General features: G+C 35.2%; 23 protein-coding genes. 7 read left to right on the plus strand and 16 right to left on the minus strand.

Annotated features, from left to right (window positions below; genetic code table 11):
• Nucleotides 1-15: 15 nt before the first annotated feature.
• From ACR1PN_RS08495 to ACR1PN_RS08515, 5 genes are all read right to left on the minus strand, one after another.
• Nucleotides 16-1,743, minus strand: a complete 1,728-nt coding sequence (locus tag ACR1PN_RS08495; RefSeq protein ID WP_433979687.1) for a hypothetical protein — start codon at nt 1,741-1,743, stop codon at nt 16-18.
• Nucleotides 1,744-1,756: 13 nt separating this feature from the next.
• Entirely contained in the window at nt 1,757-2,134 is a 378-nt protein-coding gene (locus ACR1PN_RS08500) for a hypothetical protein (RefSeq protein WP_433979688.1), read from the minus strand.
• Nucleotides 2,135-2,447: 313 nt separating this feature from the next.
• Nucleotides 2,448-2,621 carry a hypothetical protein gene (locus ACR1PN_RS08505; protein ID WP_433979689.1) on the minus strand — a complete coding sequence of 58 codons (174 nt, stop codon included), beginning with the start codon at nt 2,619-2,621 and terminating at the stop codon, nt 2,448-2,450.
• Nucleotides 2,622-2,839: 218 nt separating this feature from the next.
• The gene (locus ACR1PN_RS08510) at nt 2,840-3,877 is read right to left on the minus strand and encodes a patatin-like phospholipase family protein (RefSeq protein ID WP_433979690.1); all 1,038 of its coding nucleotides are present in this window, start codon (nt 3,875-3,877) and stop codon (nt 2,840-2,842) included.
• Between the two features lie 77 nt (nt 3,878-3,954).
• Nucleotides 3,955-4,461, minus strand: a complete 507-nt coding sequence (locus tag ACR1PN_RS08515) for a M15 family metallopeptidase (RefSeq protein ID WP_433979691.1) — start codon at nt 4,459-4,461, stop codon at nt 3,955-3,957.
• Nucleotides 4,462-4,725: 264 nt separating this feature from the next.
• Here ACR1PN_RS08515 and ACR1PN_RS08520 point away from each other — a divergent pair, with 264 nt between their 5' ends.
• Entirely contained in the window at nt 4,726-6,000 is a 1,275-nt protein-coding gene (locus tag ACR1PN_RS08520; RefSeq protein ID WP_433979692.1) for a DUF4113 domain-containing protein, read from the plus strand.
• Nucleotides 6,001-6,059: 59 nt separating this feature from the next.
• On the opposite strand, the gene ACR1PN_RS08525 is transcribed toward ACR1PN_RS08520, so the two are convergent.
• From ACR1PN_RS08525 to ACR1PN_RS08535, 3 genes are all read right to left on the minus strand, one after another.
• Nucleotides 6,060-6,674 (minus strand): YdeI/OmpD-associated family protein, encoded by a 615-nt coding sequence (locus ACR1PN_RS08525; protein ID WP_433979693.1) that lies wholly within the window; start codon nt 6,672-6,674, stop codon nt 6,060-6,062.
• A 47-nt stretch (nt 6,675-6,721) separates the two neighbouring features.
• Nucleotides 6,722-7,855, minus strand: coding sequence for a serine hydrolase domain-containing protein (locus ACR1PN_RS08530; RefSeq protein ID WP_433979694.1), 1,134 nt, complete (start codon nt 7,853-7,855; stop codon nt 6,722-6,724).
• Nucleotides 7,856-7,935: 80 nt separating this feature from the next.
• Nucleotides 7,936-9,477: a glycine--tRNA ligase gene (locus ACR1PN_RS08535; RefSeq protein WP_433979695.1), complete on the minus strand. Its 1,542-nt coding sequence runs from the start codon at nt 9,475-9,477 to the stop codon at nt 7,936-7,938.
• A gap of 35 nt (nt 9,478-9,512) precedes the next feature.
• Between ACR1PN_RS08535 and ACR1PN_RS08540 the strand changes: the two genes are divergently transcribed.
• From ACR1PN_RS08540 to ACR1PN_RS08555, 4 genes are all read left to right on the plus strand, one after another.
• Entirely contained in the window at nt 9,513-9,644 is a 132-nt protein-coding gene (locus tag ACR1PN_RS08540; protein WP_433979696.1) for a hypothetical protein, read from the plus strand.
• 231 nt (nt 9,645-9,875) lie between these two features.
• Nucleotides 9,876-10,070 (plus strand): DUF4177 domain-containing protein, encoded by a 195-nt coding sequence (locus tag ACR1PN_RS08545; RefSeq protein ID WP_433979697.1) that lies wholly within the window; start codon nt 9,876-9,878, stop codon nt 10,068-10,070.
• A gap of 25 nt (nt 10,071-10,095) precedes the next feature.
• Nucleotides 10,096-10,791 carry a pseudouridine synthase gene (locus ACR1PN_RS08550; protein WP_433979698.1) on the plus strand — a complete coding sequence of 232 codons (696 nt, stop codon included), beginning with the start codon at nt 10,096-10,098 and terminating at the stop codon, nt 10,789-10,791.
• Between the two features lie 362 nt (nt 10,792-11,153).
• Complete coding sequence (locus ACR1PN_RS08555; protein ID WP_433979699.1) at nt 11,154-12,191, plus strand: quinone-dependent dihydroorotate dehydrogenase; 1,038 nt, start codon at nt 11,154-11,156, stop codon at nt 12,189-12,191.
• Between the two features lie 121 nt (nt 12,192-12,312).
• Here ACR1PN_RS08555 and ACR1PN_RS08560 read toward each other — a convergent pair whose 3' ends face one another.
• Nucleotides 12,313-13,557, minus strand: coding sequence for a DUF445 domain-containing protein (locus tag ACR1PN_RS08560; protein WP_433979700.1), 1,245 nt, complete (start codon nt 13,555-13,557; stop codon nt 12,313-12,315).
• A gap of 225 nt (nt 13,558-13,782) precedes the next feature.
• On the opposite strand from ACR1PN_RS08560, the gene msrB reads away from it, so the two are divergent.
• Nucleotides 13,783-14,241, plus strand: coding sequence for a peptide-methionine (R)-S-oxide reductase MsrB (gene msrB / locus ACR1PN_RS08565; protein WP_433979701.1), 459 nt, complete (start codon nt 13,783-13,785; stop codon nt 14,239-14,241).
• 96 nt (nt 14,242-14,337) lie between these two features.
• A complete protein-coding gene (locus ACR1PN_RS08570) occupies nt 14,338-15,099 on the plus strand; it encodes a murein L,D-transpeptidase catalytic domain family protein (RefSeq protein WP_378176237.1) in 762 nt (253 codons plus the stop codon).
• Nucleotides 15,100-15,293: 194 nt separating this feature from the next.
• Here the strand turns inward: ACR1PN_RS08570 and fabF are convergent, their stop codons facing one another.
• The 7 genes from fabF to ACR1PN_RS08605 all read right to left on the minus strand — a co-directional run bounded on the left by fabF (nt 15,294) and on the right by ACR1PN_RS08605 (nt 23,313).
• Nucleotides 15,294-16,535: a beta-ketoacyl-ACP synthase II gene (fabF, locus tag ACR1PN_RS08575; RefSeq protein WP_433979702.1), complete on the minus strand. Its 1,242-nt coding sequence runs from the start codon at nt 16,533-16,535 to the stop codon at nt 15,294-15,296.
• Nucleotides 16,535-16,960 carry a PaaI family thioesterase gene (locus ACR1PN_RS08580; protein ID WP_433979703.1) on the minus strand — a complete coding sequence of 142 codons (426 nt, stop codon included), beginning with the start codon at nt 16,958-16,960 and terminating at the stop codon, nt 16,535-16,537. Before ACR1PN_RS08580 ends, fabF begins: the two co-directional genes overlap by 1 nt.
• A gap of 9 nt (nt 16,961-16,969) precedes the next feature.
• A complete protein-coding gene (locus ACR1PN_RS08585) occupies nt 16,970-18,238 on the minus strand; it encodes an acetyl-CoA C-acetyltransferase (protein WP_433979704.1) in 1,269 nt (422 codons plus the stop codon).
• Between the two features lie 10 nt (nt 18,239-18,248).
• Complete coding sequence (locus tag ACR1PN_RS08590; protein WP_433979705.1) at nt 18,249-18,857, minus strand: TetR/AcrR family transcriptional regulator; 609 nt, start codon at nt 18,855-18,857, stop codon at nt 18,249-18,251.
• Nucleotides 18,858-19,101: 244 nt separating this feature from the next.
• Entirely contained in the window at nt 19,102-19,521 is a 420-nt protein-coding gene (locus ACR1PN_RS08595; protein ID WP_072953912.1) for an OsmC family protein, read from the minus strand.
• 89 nt (nt 19,522-19,610) lie between these two features.
• Complete coding sequence (locus ACR1PN_RS08600) at nt 19,611-20,477, minus strand: helix-turn-helix domain-containing protein (RefSeq protein WP_433979706.1); 867 nt, start codon at nt 20,475-20,477, stop codon at nt 19,611-19,613.
• A 142-nt stretch (nt 20,478-20,619) separates the two neighbouring features.
• Nucleotides 20,620-23,313 carry a TonB-dependent receptor domain-containing protein gene (locus ACR1PN_RS08605; RefSeq protein WP_433979707.1) on the minus strand — a complete coding sequence of 898 codons (2,694 nt, stop codon included), beginning with the start codon at nt 23,311-23,313 and terminating at the stop codon, nt 20,620-20,622.
• Nucleotides 23,314-23,374: the final 61 nt, after the last annotated feature.

Consider the following 23,374-nt stretch of genomic DNA (forward strand, 5'->3'; position numbering starts at 1 on the left):
TTTTATTTTTAAATATTAAACTGTTTTTTTAGTATACTCAAGGGTTAAGGTAAAAGAGTCGATTAACGAATAGTCATAATCCTCACTTAGAATATTTTCAATTTTTACCAGATCTGGCTGTAAAGTGATAAATGCTTTTCCTCTGTATTGATTTCCGGCAAATGCAACATCCATAGCATACCATTCTGTAAACATCTGATTTGATACAATAGCTTCAATGTCTCCGAATTCTGTAGCTAAGCTAATTTCTCCATGAGATGAAATGCTTTCAAATTTAACAGTCTTCTTATAGATTGGTTTTCCATCAATCCATTCACCACCGGTAAGTTGCTCCTGATTTGAGTAAGATAGTTTTTTGTCAATATATTTTTTTTGAACGAATGAATTGTCTTCATAATTGTCTCCATAATAATGAGCTCCATCTATCCCGGATCCTGTAGAACCAATAACTATTTTACCCAATTCATCAGACATAGTAATATACTTTTCTGCTCCCTGTCTAATAAAAAGCTGATTGGGATTGATAGTAAGATCTGTATTTAAACCTGATTTAAATGAAATGTATCCATCGTTCATTTTCATTATAGCTTCTCCACTTTCAATTGATGCAGTCGATGAAAATTCAATTTTCCCGGAAACAGGTTTGTTTGCTAAGGTTCCCGTTAAAGGGATTTCTTCAACCTTATCTTCCCAACCAAAAGATCCGTCAGATTTGGCAACAATACTTTTTGTAAATGTTCCGTCGCCCTGTGCGTTTGGCATATATTGTGAAGGAATTTTTAAGGGAGCATTAATATACAGTCTGTTGTTAGGTAATTCACCATAGATAATGGCTTCACTTGCATAGATTCTTCGAGATCTGTTTAATCCGATTGCAAGTGCATCTTTCTGATTAGGTAAATTGATACAGTTTCCAATGACAATGGAATTGTTCATGCTAGAATTTGCTGTTGTTAAATAATTTCCAGCTCCAACAACGATATTGTTGAAATTTCTGTACAAAGAATTGTTAAGGTTAGAAGCTCCGATAATGGTAGACATTGCGGCTCTGTTAGGAGTGTATGCTCCGGAGTTTATCGTTGCTCCTACAAATGTATTGAAGGAAGAATGAAAAGATGTTCCATTATATCCTGAATAATAAGCCATTTCTTTAAGATATCCTGCTGCAGAAGGAGATGTATTCATTAAGTCAGATTCTCCTACTTCTCCTGTTAAATTGAACCCTGTATATTGTCCAATAAATACATTTGATGAAGATTTATTTAATTTATATGCTGTTGCATAGCCTAATGTTGTATTGTAAGTTCCGTCTGTAAGAGCGGAAAGACTGTAACCTCCTATTGCAGTATTATATGCCCCGCTGGTTAATTTACCTAATGTATTGAAGCCCATTGCCACATTATGTGATCCTGTATGCTCAGGATTCATATCTCCAAAGTAATAGCTATAAGAGGTTTCATTGAATCCAATTGCAGCAGCTCTACCCTTTTCTGATGCAAGAATAATTTCATTTTTGTTAGTGGAATTTCCTCTATTCGTTACATTGTTAAATGTATCATTACTTTCAACAGATTGTTTAGAAATTGTACCTTCACTGTCTGTTACAAAACGATCGTGCACGCCACCTTTTTTCGGAACTAAATATATATGTAACGGCGCAAAGGTTTTAATCTCATCTTGGCTATTGGTATAAGTACCTTCTTCAAGATTTATATTTTTTACTATAATTTCTCTAAATTTCATAATGTTTTTGTATTTATAATGGAAAACTCCAGACACCACCTTCATCCGGACCGATTTTTTCATCTACATAGGCGATAGTTGCCAATTCGGAGACATCAATCATACCGGATAGCTTATCCCAACCTGCAACACCCGTGTTATTTAAGTCAAGAACATAGACATAGTTTTCACCATTGTTTAAAAGATTATAAACATCACCTTCCGACATATTGGTAAGAGCATTGAGAGCTTCTAAATCGACCACAGATCCTTTAACCTTATAGGTGTTAGTGTTTTCTATCGGGAGTTGTTCATCTTTGTGCCAATATGAATCTTGCCATTCCCAAAATTCTTCTTGTTTTGGAATATCTCCATTTTCAAAGAAACTTTTTAATTCTTCTTTTGATTTCATTTGTCGTTTTATTTTTATTTTTTTTAATTAAAATTTCGAAGCCTCTTTTTATTAGAGTCACTTCATTTTCAGCCTTATTTTTTAGGGTGGTTTCCGGCAAAGGATATCCACCTTTCTTTTTGGTAAGGAAAGTCATTTCGTATGTTTTTAACTGTTGATTTTAGATATATTTCTGGCTGTTCAGGCTTTTTTTAAGGTCTGAATTCAGAAAATTGTCGGTGAAATTGATGAGTGTTTTTGTGTTTTTATTGATATTCAAATATAATGTCAGGTAGCGACAGAACTTGACGTATCAAACTTGTTTTTTAGATTTTTAATCGTGAAAACCCTCTTCCAAAATATCATTTTCAAAATCTTCTCTGAAGAAGCTTTCAATATCATCAAGATAATTTTCGTAGTCTATTTCGGTGTTTTCTATATCGCTCCACGTAATGGTATAGAGGTTTTCATTGAAAACTGTATCGGAACTGCAATTTTGTATTTCCATGTTTTTGTGTTTTAAAAATCAGTGTGTTTTTATCGTATCTTTTATTGTCAGCATTAAGATTAATAAGTATTTGTTGTCTTTGTCTTATTACAAAAGTAAGAGGGAAGAGCGACAAAAGTTGACGTAATTTTGTGTGTAATGAGTATTTTTTGTAATTAACTTATAAATGATAAACATAAGTTGATTTGATTATATTTGTCATTTATAAGTTAAAAAGCTTATATTTTGTTTCTAATCAGCTTTTGTACAATTTGGTTCAATACCTCTTTGTTATCATCGATATAGCTTAATCCCGCCTGAATCAGGCTCTCGATATTTGATCTTCTTACATTGTCCATTGCAGGCGAAGCGTTTTTCAAAGACGGATTGATTCTGTAATAATTCTTCTGATTGCGTACTCCTAAAGTCTGGAACATTTGGCAAAGCTGATAATCTACTGTTTCGGCATTGGCAGACATCAGAATATCAATAATCGGAGTAACCCAGCCGATTTTCCCGGCTTTTTCCAGTTTTTTGAATGAATAGCTTTTAGATTCAATTCCGGTTCCGATCGAAACGATGATCATATCTTTTACGGTCGGATGATTGGCTTTCTGATGATTTTTCAAAACCTCTGCAAAAGGAATTTTTCGGGCTTCGGCATAAGCGCAAAGTGCCGGATTATTGGCAAACATTCCGCCATCAATGAGACTGAAAATCTGTCCGTACATCGATTTGATCTGAACCGGTGTAAAATAAGTTGGCGCTGCTGAAGTCGCTCTGCAGACATCTTTTACATAAAAATTATCTGTGTTCAGAGCGGCTTTCCATGAGTTGAATAATTTTGCTCTTCGGTTTTCTATATCATAACTTGTTATTAAACAGGGTTTTGTGAGTTCTTTTAATTCTAAGTTTCCGAAAAAATCGTTGAGGTTTTTTTCTAAGGCTTCCTGTGAGATTTTTTCATTCAGCAATCCGAAAGGGTTTACCAGTTTTTCCCAAAAAGAAACCTGGAATATGTCGCCTCCTCTTTCAGAATACAATTCCAGACCTTTCTGAATGGAATATTTGGCTTTCCGGTGTTCGTCGGGACACAAAATAATTGCTGCAATCAATGCTCCCGTGCTGCTTCCCGCTACAAAATCAAAATAATCTCCAAGCTTTGCGCCTGGTTTATCATGAATCTGCAATTGCTCTTCTATGTAGCGTAAAATAATACAGGTAATGATGCCTCTTATTCCGCCTCCATCTAAAGAAAGTAGGGTTGTTTTTTTCATTTTCTACCGTTATTTTGGTAGAATAAAGATAGGAGCGGGAAGCGACAGAACTTGACGTGTTAAAAAAATAAAAGAAATTATTTTTCAAATATCACATATCCATCTTTATCCCTTTTCAGCTTAGAAATCGCTCTCCAACTCGTTTTTACGAGCCCTTTTTTAGTCGGAAAATTCTTCTTCTCGAAATGAGGAAGGTCTTTGAATGTTTTCCAGTTTCCGCCCCAATCCCAACCATGTTTTGCAAAAATTTTCACACATTCATACCAGTCGGCTACACCATCATTGTCCCAGTCTTTTGCAGTATCCCAACTTGCTGCTTTTCCATTGATGATTAAGCAAATATCAACCGCCAAACCGTAATTGTGAATGCTTTGCCCCGCTTTTGCATTGGTCACTTTTTTTCCTGAAGTAATTCTTCCGATTGCGTAGAGTTTTTCCTGTTCCTCAAAACTTCGAAGTCCCTGAGTGATTCTAATCTTGGCTTTTCCGGTTAATGCTTCGTCGCATTCTTTAATAATTTGTTTTACTTCCTCCCTTATGGAAGGGTGTAATTTCTCAATTCTCTGTAAAGTTATTTTATCCATAATTTTAATTTTTTATGAAACAAATATAGATAGATATTGCGCCAAAACTTGACGTGTTGAAAGGAAGAAAATTCTTATTTAAGTAAAAAAAATAAACTTTCGAAAATACCGGTTAATACATTGATGCGACAAAACACGACGTATTTTTATTATTTTAACTATTTGATTCTTAAATAAATAATAGTGTAATAAAATTCTTGATTAAGCATAATGAATTTATTTTAAAGTTATAGATTTGTATTTTCAAACAGTTATTTCTACATCATGTATGCTTTAGTCGATTGCAATAATTTCTTTGTTTCGTGTGAGAGAACACTCTGTCCGGAACTTGAAAACCAGCCTGTTGTTGTGCTTTCCAACAATGACGGGTGTGTCGTGTCGAGAAGCAAAGAGGCAAAAGACTTGGGAATTCCGATGGCTGCACCGGCGTTTAAGTATAAAGAGCTTTTTAAGCAACATAACGTAAAATGTTTTTCTGCAAAATTTGAACTGTATAATTTTAAAAGTCAACAGGTAATATCCATTGCAAGTTCTTATGTTACTGAGTTTGAAACATACAGCATCGATGAGCTATTCTTAAATCTCACAGGCTTTAAATACGTTAATATTTATGATTACTGCCTTGAAATTCGGAACAGGATTAAAAGCGATGCTAATATTCCTGTAAGTATTGGGATTGCTCCTTCAAAAACACTCTGCAAGGTTGCCAACAGAATTGTAAAAGAGTTTCCTGAACAATTCAAGGATGGGGTTTATATATTAGACACCCCCGAAAAAATTGAAAAAGCGTTAAAATGGCTCAATATAGGTGATGTTTGGGGAATCGGAAGACGGCTTGCCATAAAAATGCACGACAATGGTGTTTATAAAGCATGGGATTTGCTTCAAAAGCCGGAAATGTGGGTTCGCAAAGTGATGGGAATTCACGGGGTGAGAATGATTAACGAACTGAAAGGAGTTCGTCAGTTGGAATTAGATGCACCTTCACCTAAAAAGTCTATTGCGGTAACGAGAAGTTTCATGGAAATGCTTACCAAAAAAGAGGACGTTCGTGAACGCGTAGAAACCTTCGGAATGTATTGCTCTGAAAGATTGCGAAAGCAAAATACATGTTGTAAAATGATTACTGTTTTCGTGCAGACCAACCGGTTCAGAAAAGATTTACCAGAGTACAGAAATGCTAAAACTCAAATTCTTCCCAATCCTACCAATTCATCAATTCTTATTGGCAGAGTGGTGAACGATCTGTTTGAATCTATTTTTGAAGAAGGCTTTCATTATAAAAAAGCAGGAGTGATTGTCAACGATTTTGTTCCCGAAGACCAGAGACTGATTAATCTGTTTGAAGAAGATACCCAAAATCAGCATTTGCCTGTGATGAAAGCAATGGATGCAATGAACAAGAAATACGGAAAAGATAAGGTCCGTCTCGGAAGCATGAGTGGGAAAAATACTTGGGGACGCGCCCAACTATCGCCGGAATATGAAGCTTTTCTGAAAAATAATACATTGCCTGAAGCTAATTTCAGATTCCACTAAAAAATTAGTTTAGAGCTGGGAGTATTTTCAAACTTGTAAATATGCCTCATCCGGCCAAGCTATTTCTTTTTCTCATACTTCCAATTCCTTCCTTTTCCCTCAGAAATCCATTCGATAGCCTGTTCGATTCTTTTATTTCTTGTGGTTTCAGTTTTGGCATCAATGATCCAGTTGATATATTCTTTTCTGAAAGAAGGTGATGCTTTCTTAAAGATTTCTAAAGCTTTTTTGTTTTGGTCTAAAACACTTTGAAACTCATCAGGAACTTCAATTTCAACTTTTGAAGGCAGCGTTTTTTTTAGCTTTACACCCATTTCCGTTAATTCTACAGCTTCTAAGATAATTTTTTTTAGCTGAGGTTTCGAAGGCAGGTCTTCCAGTTTGGTAATTTTACCTAAGCTGAACATATTGGTTTTTTCGACGTTGGTTTCAAGATTCTTTGTCGTTTTCATTTCATCATGAAGCCAAAATCCCATGCTGCAATATTGTTTAAACGAAACAGTCGAGCAAAGAATTTTTCCTCTGTACATAAAAGTCGGAAACTTCCACTTGATAGCTTCTTCCGCATCCGGACAAACCTCGTGCACGAGTTCCCGAAGATAATTTAAAATAGGCTTCGCAAAATCAGCAGATTTCTCGATATATTCATCCACCAACGAACTGTATTTTTCCATGTCTGTAATTAAAAAATGTTCTTGATCTTAGCCTAGGCCTTAACCTTTTAAGCAAATAACTTTACCGTTTCATTCACCAGAAATTTCACCTGATCTGGTCTTCCTCTGTCGGTTTTAGGGAGATTGTTGTAGCTTCCGGTTCGTACAATAACCATTTTATGCTCAGGAATCATAATGACGTACTGCCCCTGAAGTCCGAGAAAATAATAATGTTTAATAGGATTGTCATGATTGATCCAAAGTCCCATGCCGTAAATTTCCTCAGATTTTTCGGTAGGAGTCCGCATTTGCTCAATGAAATCTGAATTTAGGACTTGCTCGTTTCCCACCTTTCCATCATTCAAAAATAACTGTCCGAGTTTGGCAAAATCCCTTGAATTGGAGTGAATACAGCAGTAGGTTTTTTCCATTCCGCTTTCGTCGACGCTCCATTCTGCATTTTGCTCCATCCCCATCGGAACCCAGAATTTTTGAGATAAATAGCTCGATAAAGACTGGTTGATTGCTTTTTTTACCGCAAATCCCAAAAGTTGTGTTGAGCCGCTTTGATATTCAAACCTTTCACCTGGTTTTTCCTTAAACCTTCTTGAAAAAGTAGCTTTTATAAGGCTTCTTCCGTAGTAAGCTTTTGCATTTGGCAGAAATGGGTTTTTATAATTTTCATCCCAATCTAACCCCGATTCCATTTGAGCCAGATTTTTTAAATTTAAATCTCTTCCAAAAGGTTTATTTTTAAACTCTTCATAGAATTCGGAGAAGTTTATATCAATATTTTTAATTTTTCCTTCCTCCAGAGCTTTTCCCAAAAGCATCACGGTTACCGCTTTTGCCATTGAAAAAGAATTGGTTTTGGAAAGCTTGTTATAGCCATTCCAATATTGTTCATGCAGCAATTTTCCGTCTTTTACCACGAGAAATGACGCTGTATTCGAATGAGCCAAATCGTCCAAGATATCTTTAGGCAAATCTTTTTTGTTATAATCAGGATGTTCATCCCAAAGAACAGGTTTTGAAGTATGAATTATATTGCTGCGAAACAGTTTTCCATCATCAATATTAGCGCTCATTTTTCCACGCAGATAGGTTTTTGAAATCCCACTGAAAAGATAAGAATATCCCAGAAAATAAAAAATTACCGCTACAGCAACTAAAAACGTAATGATGTAAATGAGAATAATCATAAGCAGTTTGGTCTTAAACAAATTTAAAATAATTTTAAAGCCAAGCATAAAAAAAGCCCTGATTTCTCAAGGCTTTCTGTCTATATTTTTGAAAGTAAGTTTCTGAAACTTGTTTTTTCGTCGATAATTCTTCTCAATTCCGACACCGGAACTCTTTCCTGAACCATCGTGTCTCTGTCTCGAATCGTTACGGTGTGATCTGTTAAAGAATCATGGTCAATCGTAATACAGTAAGGTGTTCCGATTGCGTCCTGTCTTCTGTAACGTTTTCCGATCGCGTCTTTCTCTTCATAGAATAAATTGAAATCATATTTCAAATCGTCAAAGATTTTTTCAGCGTATTCAGCTAAACCGTCTTTCTTCATTAATGGAAGAATCGCCGCTTTAATTGGTGCTAAAGCCGGAGGCAAAGATAAAACCGTTCTTTCTGAACCGTCTTCCAATACTTCATCTCTTAAACAATGAGAGAAAATAGAAAGGAATAATCTGTCTAAACCTACTGAAGTTTCCACAACATAAGGAACATAATTTTCATTTCTTTCAGGATCGAAGAACTGAAGTTTTCTTCCCGAAAATTTTTCGTGAGCCTTCAAATCGAAATCCGTTCTTGAGTGAATTCCTTCCAGTTCTTTGAATCCGAACGGGAAATTAAATTCAATATCAGCCGCAGCATTGGCATAATGAGCCAGTTTCTCATGATCATGGAATCTGTAATTTTCATCTCCTAAACCTAAAGCTCTGTGCCAGTTCAGACGTTTTTGCTTCCACTGTTCGTAGAATTCCAATTCTGTTCCCGGAGCTACAAAAAACTGCATTTCCATTTGTTCGAATTCACGCATTCTGAAGATGAATTGTCTTGCAACGATCTCATTTCTAAAAGCTTTTCCGATTTGTGCAATACCAAAAGGAAGTCTGTGACGGGATGTTTTCTGAACATTTAAGAAGTTAACAAAAATACCTTGAGCTGTTTCTGGTCTTAAATAAAGATCCATCGCAGAATCTGCAGAAGCTCCTAATTTCGTTCCGAACATCAAATTGAACTGTCTTACTTCTGTCCAGTTTTTAGAACCAGTGTCAGGATCAGCAATTTCCAATTCTTCAATTAAAGCTTTTACATCAGCAAGGTCTTCATTTTCAAGAGATTTTGCCAATCTTGAAAGAATAGCTTCTCTTTTTGCTCTGTATTCCAACACTTTTGGATTCGTTGCAACAAACTGATCTTTATCGAAAGACTCACCGAATCTTTTTGCTGCTTTTTCGATTTCCTTGTTTTCTTTATCTTCAATTTTAGCACAGTAATCTTCTACCAAAACGTCTGCTCTGAAACGTTTTTTAGAATCTTTATTGTCAATCAAAGGATCGTTGAATGCGTCAACGTGGCCAGAAGCTTTCCAAGTTGTTGGGTGCATAAGGATAGCCGAATCGATACCGACAATATTTTCGTTAAGCTGTACCATCGCTTTCCACCAATATTGTTTGATATTATTTTTTAATTCAGCACCGTTTTGTCCATAATCATAAACAGCCGATAAACCGTCATAGATCTCACTCGAAGGAAAAATAAAACCATATTCTTTCGCGTGAGAAATCACTTTCTTGAAAACATCTTCTTGCTTTGCCATAAATTTTTCGTCTTGACTGCAAAAATAGTGAAAATGTGGGAAGTAAAGAAGATGGAAGATGGAAGTTTTTAATTCTGAAATTATTAGGAGTTGAGAACCTGCTTTCCGCTGTATCTTTTGCTCTTCGTTCCTCATTACAAAAAGGATGTCTCTGCAATCAGGGCTAATTACAAGTACGTTTGTATGACAAAATAATTTTTAAGAGACCTATTTGTTCGCATAATTAAGTCTTCAAATTTTGAAAAAATACAAAGGTGTCGCTCCTACGGAGCTCCGCAAACCCACAAATCATATTGTTACAAAGCTTTTGCTCCTCTGGAGCAAGGAAGCCTAATACGTCCAGAGCTTTTTAGGTTTAAACTCATAGAAATTAATTGTACATTTAAAATTAAAAAATTATGAGAAAGAAATTCGAATATAAGACAGTTATTATTGAGCCTAAAGGTTTTTGGGGAACAAAATATGAACCTGCTGAAATTGATAAAGTGTTAAATCAACACGGAAATGAGGGTTGGGAATTGGTAACTGCAGAAAGCAGGGATTATGGAGGAACTTTTTATAGTATTATTTATACTTTTAAAAGAGAGTTGTAGAGCTAATTATATTTAGTTTTGCAAAATGTTAGAAATTCTTTATCGCGACGAACATCTCATTGCCATCAACAAACCGAGTGGATTATTAGTTCACAAATCATTTTATTCAGGAGATGCGGATACTTATGCCATTCAGGAGTTGAAAAAGCAAATAGGGCAGAAAGTTTATCCGGTGCATCGTTTAGACCGAAAAACTTCGGGTGTTTTATTGTTTACTTTAGATAAAGATACACTGAGAATGATGAGTACTCAATTTGAGGAAAAAAAAGTTGAAAAGAAATACATCGCCATTCTCCGGGGCTGGGCAAAGGAAGAAGAAACCATCGATTATGATTTGGTGAATGAAAACGAGGTTACACAAAATGCGATTACCTATTATCGTCGCTTGCAGACTTCAGAAATTGATTTGCCTTTTTTAAAACATCAGACTTCAAGATATTGTTTAGTGGAAGCAATTCCTGAAACGGGACGATTTCATCAGTTGAGAAAACATTTTAAACATATTTTGCATCCGATTTTAGGGTGTAGAAAACACGGTTGTAACAAGCAAAATAAGTTGTGGCTTCAGACATTTGGCATCAACAAAATGACGCTTCATGCCCATCAATTGATTTTTAATCATCCTATTTCTAACGAAAGAATTACGGTAAATGCGACTATCGATGATGAGTTCAAAAGAGTAGGGGATATTTTGAAACTGGATTTGAGTGCGTATTCTTAATTTCTTAAACTTCCATCAGCATAAAGTCTGTCATGCTGGAAGCATCTAAAGGTAGTATGAGACGTTATAAAATAATTTGTGTCTGGATCCTTTCAGGGATGACAAACTTTGTGAACACTTCTCAAATTTAAATTAATGACCGAGGTTTAGCCCCGATTGCAATGAAAATCCTTTTTTGCAAAAAAAGATTGTAATGGAAAGCGGGAAATAGCTCCTAAAAATAATTTAACAAATGATCTCGCAGATTTAGCAAATTATGCAGATGTTTTATAGATATCATTTATAATATCTTTTTTCATAAAATATCATACGTTAACCGAACATTAATTTTAAAATGAGTATTTTTGTAAAACTTTTTTTCAATGTACAAATCGCTCATTCGTCCGATTCTTTTCAAATTCGATCCTGAAGAAGTACATCATTTTACTTTTTCGATGCTCAAGAATTTTGGATTTCTCACTAAATTATTTTTCCCAAAACCTATTGAAGACAAACGTCTGGAAAGAGAAGTTTTTGGATTGAAGTTTAAAAATCCTGTAGGATTGGCTGCCGGTTTTGATAAAAATGCAGTTTTGTTCAATGAACTAGGAGATTTGGGCTTTGGATTTGTAGAAATCGGAACGGTGACTCCAAGAGCACAGGCTGGAAATTCTAAGAAAAGATTATTCAGATTAATCGAAGACGGCGGAATCATCAATAGAATGGGCTTTAATAATGATGGACTACAGGCTGCAATCGAAAAGCTGAAAGGCAACAAAGGAAAAATCATCATCGGCGGCAACATCGGAAAAAATACGAATACCGCACCTGAAAATTACACTCAGGATTATCTGGATTGTTTTGAAGGACTACATCCTTATGTAGATTATTTTGTACTGAATGTAAGTTGTCCGAATGTAGGAAGTCACGCCAAACTGGAAGATGTTGAATATTTGAGAGAGTTAATTACTGCTGTAAAAGAAATCAATCAGACAAAGCCCACTCAAAAACCAATTCTTTTAAAAATCGCTCCGGATTTGAATAACAATCAATTAGACGAAATCATTGAGCTTATTGCTGAAACAAAGATCGACGGAATTGTAGTTTCCAATACATCAGTTAACAGAGAAGGGCTGAAAACTTCATCGGAAGTTTTAGCACAAATCGGAAACGGTGGTTTAAGCGGTAAACCAATCCGTGAACGAAGTACAAAAATGATCAAATATCTTTCGGACAAAAGCAATAGAGCATTCCCAATCATTGGAGTCGGCGGAATTCATTCTGCAAAAGATGCACTTGAAAAACTGGATGCAGGAGCAACTTTGGTTCAGTTATATACAGGATTTATTTACGAAGGACCACAATTGATTAACGATATTAATCAGGAAATTTTGACAAGAGCGGGTAGAATCGCAAGATAAGTTTTCTTGGTAAAAATATTGAAAGCAAAATCGATGAGGTTTTGCTTTTTTCGTTTCGCTGATTCAGCGGATAAAGCAGATTTTAAAGTTAGACTATCTGCTTAATTGCGTGAGATTCAGATTAAATAAAAAAATGCGAAATCGTATAAATAATTAATCCGACCAAGCCACCAACCAAAGTTCCGTTCACACGAATAAATTGCAAATCTTTTCCAACTTCCAGTTCTAGTTTTTGGCTTAATTCTTTTCCCTGCCAATTTCCGACGGTTGAACTGATTAACGTCGAAGCTTGATGCGTATTTCGTAAAATATATTTATAAGAAGTCACTCTTACCCAATGGTCGATTTTATTCTGAAGGTTTTCATCGGTTTTTAAGTTCTGCGAAAATTCGTCCAGGTTTTTTGAGAGATAGGTTTTTAAGGTAGAATCATCATTTTGAAGTTCTTCCGTTAGTGTTTTTTTAATTGAAGTCCAGATGTCTGTTGAATATTCAGCTAATTTGTCATTCTTTAAAAGATCATTTTTGATGGTTTTAAATTCATCATTCCATTTAGGATCTTCTTTTAAGTCATTCGAAAATTCATAGATTTTTTTTGTAATTAAATCCCGGATTTGATGATTTGGGTTTTCTTCCACTTCTTTGAAAAAGTCTGAAAGTCCGCCTGCAATTTTATCGGCAATTTTATTGTCGACAAACGAAGGAATAAAAGAATAGCTTCCTTTTTTTACCCTTTCCTGAATCATTTCATCATTTTCAATAATATAATCTTTGATCTGTTTCGAAAGATTGGTAATGATTTTCTGATGATCATTTTTATCTAAAAAATAGTGGATTCCGTTTCCGAGGATTGCATTGAGTTTAATATTATCGGTCATTTCAGAAACTTTCTTACTGATAAAATGGCTCACTTCAGAATCATCAAGCTTATTTAAAATATCTAAAATAATATCCGACAGATTTTTAATTAAAACCTCCTGGTTTTTCTCTTTTCCGAGCCATTCCCCAACAACCCCCGAAATTTTTAATTTCTGAATATAAGGACGAATTGTTTGAGGTGAAAGGAAATTGGAAACCACAAAATTTCCCAGATTATCTCCCAGTTTCTGTTTACTGTTTTCAATCAGATTTGTATGTGGAATCGGCAAACCAAGCGGATGGCGGAAAAGAGCTGTTACAGCAAACCAATCTGCTAAAGCGCCAACCATTGCAGCTTCAGAAAAAGCCCGAACATAGCCTATCCAGTGAGAGTCGTTCGATTTTTGTAATACAGTAGTGATGATAAAAATAATTGCCATCAAAACAAAAAGTCCTGTAGCAAAAGCTTTATATTTTCTGAGCTGTTTTCGTTTGGCTTCGTCATTCATATTCTCAAATTTACTAAATTTGATTGTTTGTTTTAACCATAAAAGCCACAAAAGATGTATTAAAAATTTCAAGAGTATAAACAAGAGTATAAAAAAGAAAATCAAAGACTTTCAAAAGCTATGTGTTCTTTTTATGCAGCTAAAATTTAACTTATAAAACTAATGTGTTTAAATCTTCTGTAACTTTTTTTGGTAAAATATAAAATCTTAATTTAAAATAATCTTATGCAAAACGAAGCAAAAAACAATCCATATTATTCCAGAACGGATACTGCGAAACTTAATGTTTCCAATGATGAATGGCTCAAAATTCTTTCTCCTGATTTGTATGCCATCGCAAGAGAAGCAGCAACGGAAAGACCTTGGACAGGAAAATATAACGAGTTTGATGAATTAGGTGAATATTATTGTGCAGTTTGTGGAAATCATCTTTTTCGTTCCAATCAGAAATTTATGAGCAGCTGTGGTTGGCCAAGCTTTTTTGAAGCCGATAAAAACGGAGTTGCCTATCATCGGGATTCTTCTCACGGTATGGAAAGAATTGAAGTTGTCTGCAAACGTTGTGATTCTCATCTGGGTCATGTTTTTAATGACGGACCGGCTCCTACAGGCGCAAGATACTGTATGAATTCTATAAGTCTTGAATTTGTTGCGGATTCTGAAAGCGAAAATGTGACGAGTTAAAGTTTCTTAAATTGAGTTAAACTTTTTCAGATTTAACATGTTGATAATTATTGTTTTATAAATTTGTATTCTCAATTTGAATTTAACATAATATTTATGAAGGGATTTTATGGCCTATTGGGCATTGTTTATATGATTACTACTTCTTTTTATATTTCGGGTGAAAAAACCGATTTGAAAAAAGAAGTTAGTATCTCAGATAAAACAAAAACTATTACTATCAACACATTCAAAAAAGATACCAAAGAAATAAGCGCTTCTGAAGAACTTTATAATTCCATATTATTCGAAACAGATCATAAGCTTAATTTTGATGTTTTTTCGAAAGCAATTTTAGGTTTTAACAATCTTAAAAAAGCTGGGAAATTAGATGAAAATGCACATTTATTGACGGTTTGTGATTTTTCGATGTCATCCAACACCAAAAGGCTTTGGGTAATTGACATGAATGAGAAAAAAGTGCTTTTCAATTCTTTGGTTGCTCACGGGAAAAATACAGGTGAAGAATTTGCAACGAATTTTTCCAATATCGAAAGCTCTTACCAAAGCAGCCTTGGTTTTTACATCACAGATACAACGTATGAAGGCGGAAACGGATATTCACTGAAACTTTTAGGTATGGACAAAGGTTTTAATGATGCTGCTTTACAGAGAGCGGTTGTCATGCACGGAGCGGATTATGTAAGTGATGAATTTGCTGCAGCTCACAAAAGGATAGGACGAAGCTGGGGTTGTCCGGCTGTTCCAAGAGCTTTAGCAGAACCGATTATCAATACCATCAAAGGAAAAAATGTTCTTTTTATTTATTACCCCGATCAGAATTATCTTTCGTCTTCGGAATGGTTAAAAGAAGCATAAAAAACAAAAGCAGTCAAGAAAATGACTGCTTTTTTATTTGCATTAAATTGATTCTAATTTTTCCACTGTAATATCATTCTGACAAAGGAAGAATCTATTAAATTTATTTATTTTTTCTCTCACAGATCAGGCAAATTAGCAGATGTTGACGTTTAAAAAATCTGCGTCATCTGCAAAATCCGCGAGAGAGTTATTTAAGAAAACTTCTTAAAGATCAATGTCGCATTATGCCCTCCGAATCCAAAGGCATTACTTAAAGCATAATTGATGTCCTTTTCTTTAGCCTCTCCAAAAACAATATTCAGATCTTTCGGAATATTTTCATCGATATTGTGAAGGTTGATGGTCGGTGGAATAATTCCATTTTCAATCGCTTTAATGGAAAGAATAGCTTCTGCCGCTCCGGCTGCACCCAGTAAGTGACCAGTCATAGATTTCGTAGCACTGATATCTAAATTTTTGCTTCCTTTAAATAATTTATTAATACCATTTAATTCAACCAAATCTCCCATCGGAGTAGAAGTTGCGTGAGGATTAATATAATCGATATCATCAACGTTAATTTCTGCCTCTTTTAAGGCCAATTGCATGGCTTTGATCGCGCCAACTCCGTCAGGATGAGGAGCTGTCATGTGATAGGCATCAGCAGTCATTGCAGCCCCGACTAATTCTGCATAGATTTTTGCACCTCTCGCTTTTGCGTGTTCATATTCTTCCAAAATCAAAGCTCCTGCACCTTCTCCCATTACGAATCCGTCTCTGTCTGCATCATAAGGACGGCTTGCAGTTGCAAAGTCATCATTTCTTGTAGACATCGCTTTCATAATTGAGAAACCGCCAATAGATGCTGGAGAAATTGCCGCTTCCGAACCGCCGCTCACAATTACTTTTGCCTTTCCTAATCTGATATAGTTGAAAGCATCCATTAAGGCTGTATTTCCTGTCGCACAAGCTGAAATTGTGGTATAATTGATTCCCTGAAGCCCAAATTTCATAGAAATCATTCCTGAAGCCATATTTGCAATAAATTTAGGAACGAAAAACGGATTGAATCTCGGTGTTCCGTCTCCTGCTGCGAAATTCATCACTTCGCTTTCAAAAGTCCACATTCCGCCTTGTCCGGTTCCCCAGATTACACCTGTGTCGAACGGATCCATATTTTCCAATTCCAGTCCTGAATCTTTCAATGCTTCAGCTGTTGAATACATGGCATATTGTGAAAAAAGATCGCTTCTTTTGATTTCATTGTGCGTTAAATGAACTTTTGGATCAAAATTTTTAACCTCACAAGCGAAATGTACTTTAAATTTTTCTGTATCGAAATGCGTGATTGTATTGGCTCCGCTTACTCCATTGATGCTGTTGTTCCAAAATTCTTCAACATTATTTCCCAAAGGCGTCACTGCGCCAAGACCTGTTATGACAACTCTTTTCATTAATTATTGATTTTGAATAAATTAGAGGTTCCTCGTGCAATTAAGCGTGTTTTGTCTGCGTTCCATATTTCGCACTGCGCGTTTACAAATTGCTTCCCTCTTTTGATGATTTTAGTTTCAGCTACAATATTATCATTTTCTTTTGCAGTTGAAAAATAATCAATGGTATTATTTACGGTTACGATGAATGTTTTTTCATTTAAAGAAAACATGGTGGCTCCAATGACATCGTCGAAAATCGCTGCAGTAACTCCACCATGAAGATTTCCCATTGGGTTCAGCCATTCTGGTCTTACTGTATATTGAAATTCTAATTGACCTTCTTCCACAGAAAGTACGATGGGATTCAGCCATTTCATAAAAGGTGAAGGTGACTCGGTAAATTCCTTCCCGATATATTGTCTTAATTGTGCTAATCTATCCATATTTCAATTTTATTTTTCTAAGATCATCGTTACCCCTTGTCCACGAGCGGCACAAATGGAAATAAATCCTTTTCCGCTTCCTTTTTCATTTAAAATTTTCGCTAACGTTCCGATGATTCTTCCTCCTGTTGCAGCAAAAGGGTGGGCTACAGCGAGACTTCCGCCTTTTACATTTAGTTTATTTCGATCGACTTTTCCTAATGCTTTTTCCAGCCCGAATTTTTTGGCCAGATTATCATTTTCCCAGATTTTTAATGTAGCTAAAACCTGTGCTGCAAACGCTTCATGAATTTCATAATAATCGAAATCTTCCAGATTCATTCCTGCTTTTTTTAGCATTCTTTCAGCTGCAAAAACGGGAGCCAGAAGTAAATCTTGTTTGTTTTCAACATATTCAATTCCTGCAATTTCTGAGAAAGTGATATAGGCCAAAATTGGGAGATTATTCGCTTTTGCCCATTCTTCACTTGCCAATAAAACCGCAGAAGCTCCATCGGTAAACGGTGTTGAATTTCCGGCTGTTAAAGTTCCATTTTGCTTATCGAAAGCCGGTTTTAATGTTGCTAATTTTTCTAAACTCGTATCTCTTCGAAGATTATTGTCTTTATCTAAACCGTAAGCCGGAGTTATCATATCATCAAAAAATCCTTCATCATACGCTTTTGCCATATTTTGATGACTTCTGAAGGCCAATTCATCCTGATCTTCACGGGAAATTTGATAATATTTTGCAGTAATTTCTGTGTGACCACCCATCACCAAACCTGTTTTCGGTTCCTGACCTTTGTATGGAATAGGCATCCAGTCTTTCAATTTTGGACTCAATAACTGCTTGATTTTTCCAAAGACAGATTTCTCTTTATTGGCTTTTAATAAAGCTTTTCTTAATCTTGGAGAGGATTCAAAAGGGATGTTGCTCATAGCTTCAACACCACACGCAATTCCGCTTTCGATCTGACCTAAAGCAATTTTATTTCCGATATAAACCGCCGCTTCAATTCCTGTATCACAAGCCTGTTGTAAATCGCAAGCGGGAGTTGCAGGATCTAGAGAGGTATTCATCACAGTTTCCCGGATGAGGTTGCTTTCAGAAATATGTTTGATCGTCGCACCTCCGGCAACTTCGCCAAGGAGTTTTCCTTTGAGGTTGTAACGGTCGATCAAACCATTCAGAGCCGGAAGCAGTAAATCCTGATTCCCTTTGTCTGTGTAAGCTGTATTCATTCTGGCAAACGGAATTCTGTTGTATCCTACAATTGCCACTTTTTTTGTTTCCATAGCGTGAAATTTATGATGGAAGAAGTATGTTTAATTCATTGTCAATCATGTGAGTGATTCTGTCTAAAGCAAGGTTTAAAAATTTCTCATCTCCCGTTGTTTTGGATAATAAAATTCCGCCTTCGAGAAGCATGATGAAAATGGATGCGTATTCCTCTGCATTAGCTTTTTCATTTAAATCTCCATTTTTCTGACCTTGAATAATAACCGATGAAATTTTTTCTGACCAGTCTTCAAAAGACTTTTTAACCTGATTTTTAAGGGTTGGAAAAATATCGTCAGATTCTGTCGCAGCGTTCATCAGCGGACAGCCGCCGTTGGAAAAGACCGAACGCCAGTTTTTTCTATAAAAGTCAACAAAAGCATAAAGTTTATCCATTGTTGTCGGAAATTCATCACTGAAAGATCTTGACATATTTTTACTCAGCACATTAGAGTTATATTTGTAAACTTCAATGGCCAACTCATCTTTGTTGGCGAAGTTTCCGTAAATACTTCCTTTTGTGAGATTGGTTGCCTGAGCAATGTCTGATAAAGTCGTAGAAAGGTAACCTTTGGTATTAAACAAAGATGCCGTTTTCTCGATAATGAATTGTTTTGTCTTTTCTGCTTTTGACATTTTTCAATTGATTATAATGCAAATATACAATAAATATACCGATCGGTATATTTTATTTTGTAATTAATGATTATGTGTTTAATCTATTGAAGTTTTATATAAATAATGTGAGGTTACAGGGTAAATGAGTTGTTAAAAAATATCCTTGTCAAGGGTTATTCCTTGACAAGGATGAGAAAAGAACATCAATAAAGTCAGACTTTAATCTGTACATATTGATGTTGAGATTAAAATATTTTAATTCTTAGTTCGCCAAAGTAGCTTCCAAAGTAATTTCAAAGTTGAAAGCGGCACTTACAGGACATCCTTCCTCAGCGATTTTCGCATATTTTTGGAATTCTTCTTCTGAAATTCCCGGAACTTTTGCTGTTAAAGTCAATTCAGATTTTGTGATTTTTCCGATGTTTGGGTCTAAAGTGATCACAGATTTTGTAGTCAATTCTTCAGGAGTATAACCAGCTTGAGAAAGTTCTGCGCTCAGTTTCATTGTGAAACATCCTGCGTGAGCCGCGGCCAATAATTCTTCTGGGTTTGTTCCAACTCCATCCGCAAAACGGCTGTTGAAAGAATACTGAGTTTGGTTTAAAGTTGTACTTTGAGTAGTGATGTGTCCGTTTCCTTCTTTGATGGTACCGTTCCAAACGGCTGTTGCGTTACGTCTCATAATAATTGTTTTTGTTGTTTTAAATTTTGTTATTTTTTGATGTGACAAAGGTATATCAGAAATTACTCCGGATAAATACACAAATTGACTTAAATATTGTACTTTTTTCCTGAAGTGTAATTTTTCTTGAAATTTGTGGGTGTGCTTCCTATTTTATTGGTAAAAAGTCGGTTAAAATAAGCCGGGTCTTCATAACCTAAATCATAAGCAATTTCCTTCACAGGCTTATCGGTATAAAATAAAAGTCTTTTGGCTTCCAGTAAAATTCTGTTGATGATAAACTGGTTGGGAGATTCAAGGTTTAAACTTTTGAATTTGTGAGTTAACGTTTTTGGAGCGATGTGAAGCAAGTCTGCATAATCTGCTACATTATGTTTTTCCCTGAAATGAATTTCAAGATGTCGGCTGAAATCCCGGAATACATCCAGTTCGTTGCCAGGAATTTTTATATCATCATTATCAAGATTTTGTTTTTTCCATTTTCTAGTAGCGCGAATAATGATTTGTTTTACATACGTTCTGATCATTTCTTCGGCGGAAGAATCTTTCCATTCCAACTCATCTTTGATGCTTTGAAATAAACTTTTAATGATAAAATTTTCATTCTCATCAAGCTCTACAAAAGGAATTTCAAAAACATTATGGAAAAGAAGTCCGTCACAGGCAACTTCCTTATCATGAATTTGGATGCAGTAAAAATCTCGGTTATAATATAAAAGATTAGACTCTTTAATGCCTTTTTCAACCTGCAAATGTTGATTGGTCAAGAAAAATAAAGCCGGATTTTCTGTTTTATAATGTTTAAAATCTACCGTCAGTTCGTAACCTTCCGGAACGTAGAAAACTTTGATTTCAGATTTATATTTCGTGTCTTTAAGGGTTTTCAGATTATTTTCAGAAAAAGTTTCAAAACCTAATTTCTTGTAATTATCTTCAAAAATAAGTGTCTGTGACATAGATTTACTTTAGCATAAAGGTACAAAAAAGCATGGTTTCTCAATGATTAAATATTGAAACCATGCCTTTTTTTAATTTGAAAATTTGATAATGAAATAATTTGAAAATCACTCAAACACTACGACTCTCAAACACTCAAACTTAGAATGTCACATCCAATCCAACATAAAAATTCGCTTTCATGATCGGAGCGTACACCATTCCACCGTCAAAATAATTTCCGAAAGGATTTTTAAAATCGACGATCGCGTTCTTCTGATAATATGAAGTTAAATTTTCGCCCCCTAGATAAGCTCTGATTTTTTTATTGAAATTCCTTGAGATCTGTGCGTTTAAAATCGCATAAGACTCAGAATAGGTTGGTAACTGAAACTCTTCAGGATTTGATGAGGTATTCGGAAGTCTTTGTTTTCCGACTAAATTTAAAGTCGTATCAAAACTCCAGAATCCGCCGTTATTATTTTTATTGGTTGAATACGCCAGATTCACAAAACCTCTGTGTTTTGCCATGAACGGAACTTCACGTCTTCCGTCTAAATAATCTGCCTGAACGTCGTAATATTTATAAGCCAGTCTTACCTCAAAATTCTTGAAAGGCGTAAAATCCCATTGTGTCTGGAAAGAATTGGCGAAAGATTTTCTTTCTAAATTATAAAAAGTCAATTGCTGAGGTGAACGGTCTAAATCTACCATTACCTGATCTTGGAAATCAGTTCTGAAAAAGTCGGCAACAATTGTGGATTTTCTTCCGAAAATTTTAAACTCTTGCTGTAAACTTGCGCCATAATTCCATGCGATTTCGGGTTTTAAGCCGTAAATATTTCCGCCATTTTGTAAAATCTGAACATTTCTGTTTGACGCAAAATATTGCTGACTTTCTGCAAAAACATTTGCAGTTCTGAAACCTTTTCCCGCAGAAAGTCTCAAAATAGTTTGCGGCGTGAAATCATATTTAAAATTCAATCTCGGCGTGAACTGAGTTCCGGCCAGATTATGGAAATCAACTCTTGCGCCGGCAACCAAAGTGTATTTTAAACCAGTTAAAGTATATTCTGCAAAAGCTCCCGGAACGATTTCGTTTCTTTTAAAATTGTTGGTTAAATACGTTTCATCGTAGCCGTCATACATAAAACTTGCTCCGGCTTTGTATTTGTGATTGGTATTTCCCAAAATACTTTCAAAAATTAAATTTGAATAATAGGTTTGCTGTTTTCCTGAATAATTTCTCAATCCAAAAAAGCTATCTTGTTGATGATAAGTGTATTGGTTCATCCAACCCAAACTTTGGTAAGGTTTTCCTTTAAAAACATACCCCGTTTTATTCCAAATCTGAAATCTCGAAATATCAATTCCGACTCCGTAAAGTGACTGTTCATCTTGTGGAATTTTTTTATCAAAACCGATTTGTCCGGAAGTTCTTTCGTCTTTAATGAAATTAATTCCAAAATGCGAACCCAAACCTGACTTTTCCAAATCATTGTAATTCAATAAATAAGCAGCATTCAATTGAGTTCCTTTTGGCCTGTCGAGAAATCCATCATCATTCATATCCGTGTCTCCAAAAGTTCCGTTTCCGTGAAGCAAAAATGTCTGTGACCATTTCTCATTGATGGGCGAAACGCTTGTGATGTTCGCTTCAGCTCTTCCGTTAAAATCAGAAAATAGATTCAATGAAGTTTCTGGTTTTTCCGCATTTTTCAACAATTCGGTGTTAATTTGTCCTGTAATGCTTTCGTAGCCATTCGTCACCGTACTTCCACCTTTCGTCAATTGAATGCTTTCGATCCATCTTCCGGGAATGAAATTTAATCCATAAGCTGAAGCTAGTCCTCGGATTTCAGGCAATAATTCTTTTGTTAAGCTTGTATATTTTTGATCTAAGCCTAACATTTTCAGTTGCTTTGTTCCTGTCACAGCATTACTGAAAGAAACGTCAACTGTAGCATTGGTTTCAAAACTTTCGGATAAATTGCAGCAAGCGGCTTTTAATAATTCTTTTTTATCAATATTAAAAACCAATCCGGCTTCTTTTTTACTTATTGATGTTGCAGATTTTCCTCCTGTTACGGTAACGCCTTCAATAGTTTTTTGATGATGATCCTGATTATTTTCTTCATTTGAATTTCCTGGATCAGAATGTCCTGAATGTTCAGATTGAATACCTTCTTCGAAATGCACTTTCGGGTTAGCTTCTCCTAAAGGAATTTCTCTGTCGTAAAGGCAACAAGAAGGCAGATTTTTATAAGTTTTATCGTTGGATTTATACTTTTCGTTGTCATGACCAACATCTGCAATTTTCTTTAAAATTTTATCTGAAGAAGTCTTTTTCGGATCAAAATTTAAAGTTACCATTTGCTTTTCCGCATTCCATTCTGCGGAGTCTGCTCCTGCGTCTTTGGCTGCCTTTTCAATTCTGGCCTTACACGATTCACAATTTCCTTTTACATAAAATTCATTCTCTTTTTTTGAGTGATGTTCATGATTTTCAGTAGCTTTTGGCTGTAAATCACGATCATAATGACAGCATCCCGGAAGAGCTTCGTAGGTTGTATCAGTTGCTTTAAATTTTTCATTATCATGGCCTGCTTCAGCAACTTTTTTTAAGATATCATCCGTTGAAATCGTATTGTCTGTTTCTAAGGTTAGTGTTTGTAAATCAATTGAATAATTTGCTGTTTTTGCTCCGGCTTTTTTAGCTGTGTTCTCGATTCTTTCTTTACACATTTCGCAATTTCCTTTTACTTTGAACTGGTTTTTAGAAAGATTTTGGGCAAATATAAATTGTGTAGATAATAAGAATACACCAAGAATCATCCTGGAAATATATAATTTCATTTTGTTTAAAATTTAGATTAATTAAAAAACTGTCCATTAAAAATTTAATGAACTCCTGTTG

The organism is Chryseobacterium sp. RLHN22 (genome assembly GCF_051011795.1).
Lineage (GTDB): Bacteria > Bacteroidota > Bacteroidia > Flavobacteriales > Weeksellaceae > Chryseobacterium > Chryseobacterium zhengzhouense.

Excerpts from the sequence above, each read along its gene's own strand:
- fabF (WP_433979702.1), bottom strand. The coding sequence starts at position 16,535 with ATGAAAAGAGTTGTCATAACAGGTCTTGGCGCAGTGACGCCTTTGGGA.
- ACR1PN_RS08570 (WP_378176237.1), top strand. The coding sequence starts at position 14,338 with ATGAAGGGATTTTATGGCCTATTGGGCATTGTTTATATGATTACTACT.
- ACR1PN_RS08510 (WP_433979690.1), bottom strand. The coding sequence starts at position 3,877 with ATGAAAAAAACAACCCTACTTTCTTTAGATGGAGGCGGAATAAGAGGC.
- ACR1PN_RS08555 (WP_433979699.1), top strand. The coding sequence starts at position 11,154 with ATGTACAAATCGCTCATTCGTCCGATTCTTTTCAAATTCGATCCTGAA.
- ACR1PN_RS08605 (WP_433979707.1), bottom strand. The coding sequence starts at position 23,313 with ATGAAATTATATATTTCCAGGATGATTCTTGGTGTATTCTTATTATCT.
- ACR1PN_RS08550 (WP_433979698.1), top strand. The coding sequence starts at position 10,096 with ATGTTAGAAATTCTTTATCGCGACGAACATCTCATTGCCATCAACAAA.
- ACR1PN_RS08520 (WP_433979692.1), top strand. The coding sequence starts at position 4,726 with ATGTATGCTTTAGTCGATTGCAATAATTTCTTTGTTTCGTGTGAGAGA.
- ACR1PN_RS08530 (WP_433979694.1), bottom strand. The coding sequence starts at position 7,855 with ATGATTATTCTCATTTACATCATTACGTTTTTAGTTGCTGTAGCGGTA.
- ACR1PN_RS08595 (WP_072953912.1), bottom strand. The coding sequence starts at position 19,521 with ATGAGACGTAACGCAACAGCCGTTTGGAACGGTACCATCAAAGAAGGA.
- ACR1PN_RS08580 (WP_433979703.1), bottom strand. The coding sequence starts at position 16,960 with ATGGATAGATTAGCACAATTAAGACAATATATCGGGAAGGAATTTACC.
- ACR1PN_RS08545 (WP_433979697.1), top strand. The coding sequence starts at position 9,876 with ATGAGAAAGAAATTCGAATATAAGACAGTTATTATTGAGCCTAAAGGT.
- ACR1PN_RS08515 (WP_433979691.1), bottom strand. The coding sequence starts at position 4,461 with ATGGATAAAATAACTTTACAGAGAATTGAGAAATTACACCCTTCCATA.
- ACR1PN_RS08590 (WP_433979705.1), bottom strand. The coding sequence starts at position 18,857 with ATGTCAAAAGCAGAAAAGACAAAACAATTCATTATCGAGAAAACGGCA.
- ACR1PN_RS08525 (WP_433979693.1), bottom strand. The coding sequence starts at position 6,674 with ATGGAAAAATACAGTTCGTTGGTGGATGAATATATCGAGAAATCTGCT.
- ACR1PN_RS08505 (WP_433979689.1), bottom strand. The coding sequence starts at position 2,621 with ATGGAAATACAAAATTGCAGTTCCGATACAGTTTTCAATGAAAACCTC.
- ACR1PN_RS08500 (WP_433979688.1), bottom strand. The coding sequence starts at position 2,134 with ATGAAATCAAAAGAAGAATTAAAAAGTTTCTTTGAAAATGGAGATATT.
- msrB (WP_433979701.1), top strand. The coding sequence starts at position 13,783 with ATGCAAAACGAAGCAAAAAACAATCCATATTATTCCAGAACGGATACT.
- ACR1PN_RS08495 (WP_433979687.1), bottom strand. The coding sequence starts at position 1,743 with ATGAAATTTAGAGAAATTATAGTAAAAAATATAAATCTTGAAGAAGGT.
- ACR1PN_RS08600 (WP_433979706.1), bottom strand. The coding sequence starts at position 20,477 with ATGTCACAGACACTTATTTTTGAAGATAATTACAAGAAATTAGGTTTT.
- ACR1PN_RS08535 (WP_433979695.1), bottom strand. The coding sequence starts at position 9,477 with ATGGCAAAGCAAGAAGATGTTTTCAAGAAAGTGATTTCTCACGCGAAA.
- ACR1PN_RS08585 (WP_433979704.1), bottom strand. The coding sequence starts at position 18,238 with ATGGAAACAAAAAAAGTGGCAATTGTAGGATACAACAGAATTCCGTTT.
- ACR1PN_RS08560 (WP_433979700.1), bottom strand. The coding sequence starts at position 13,557 with ATGAATGACGAAGCCAAACGAAAACAGCTCAGAAAATATAAAGCTTTT.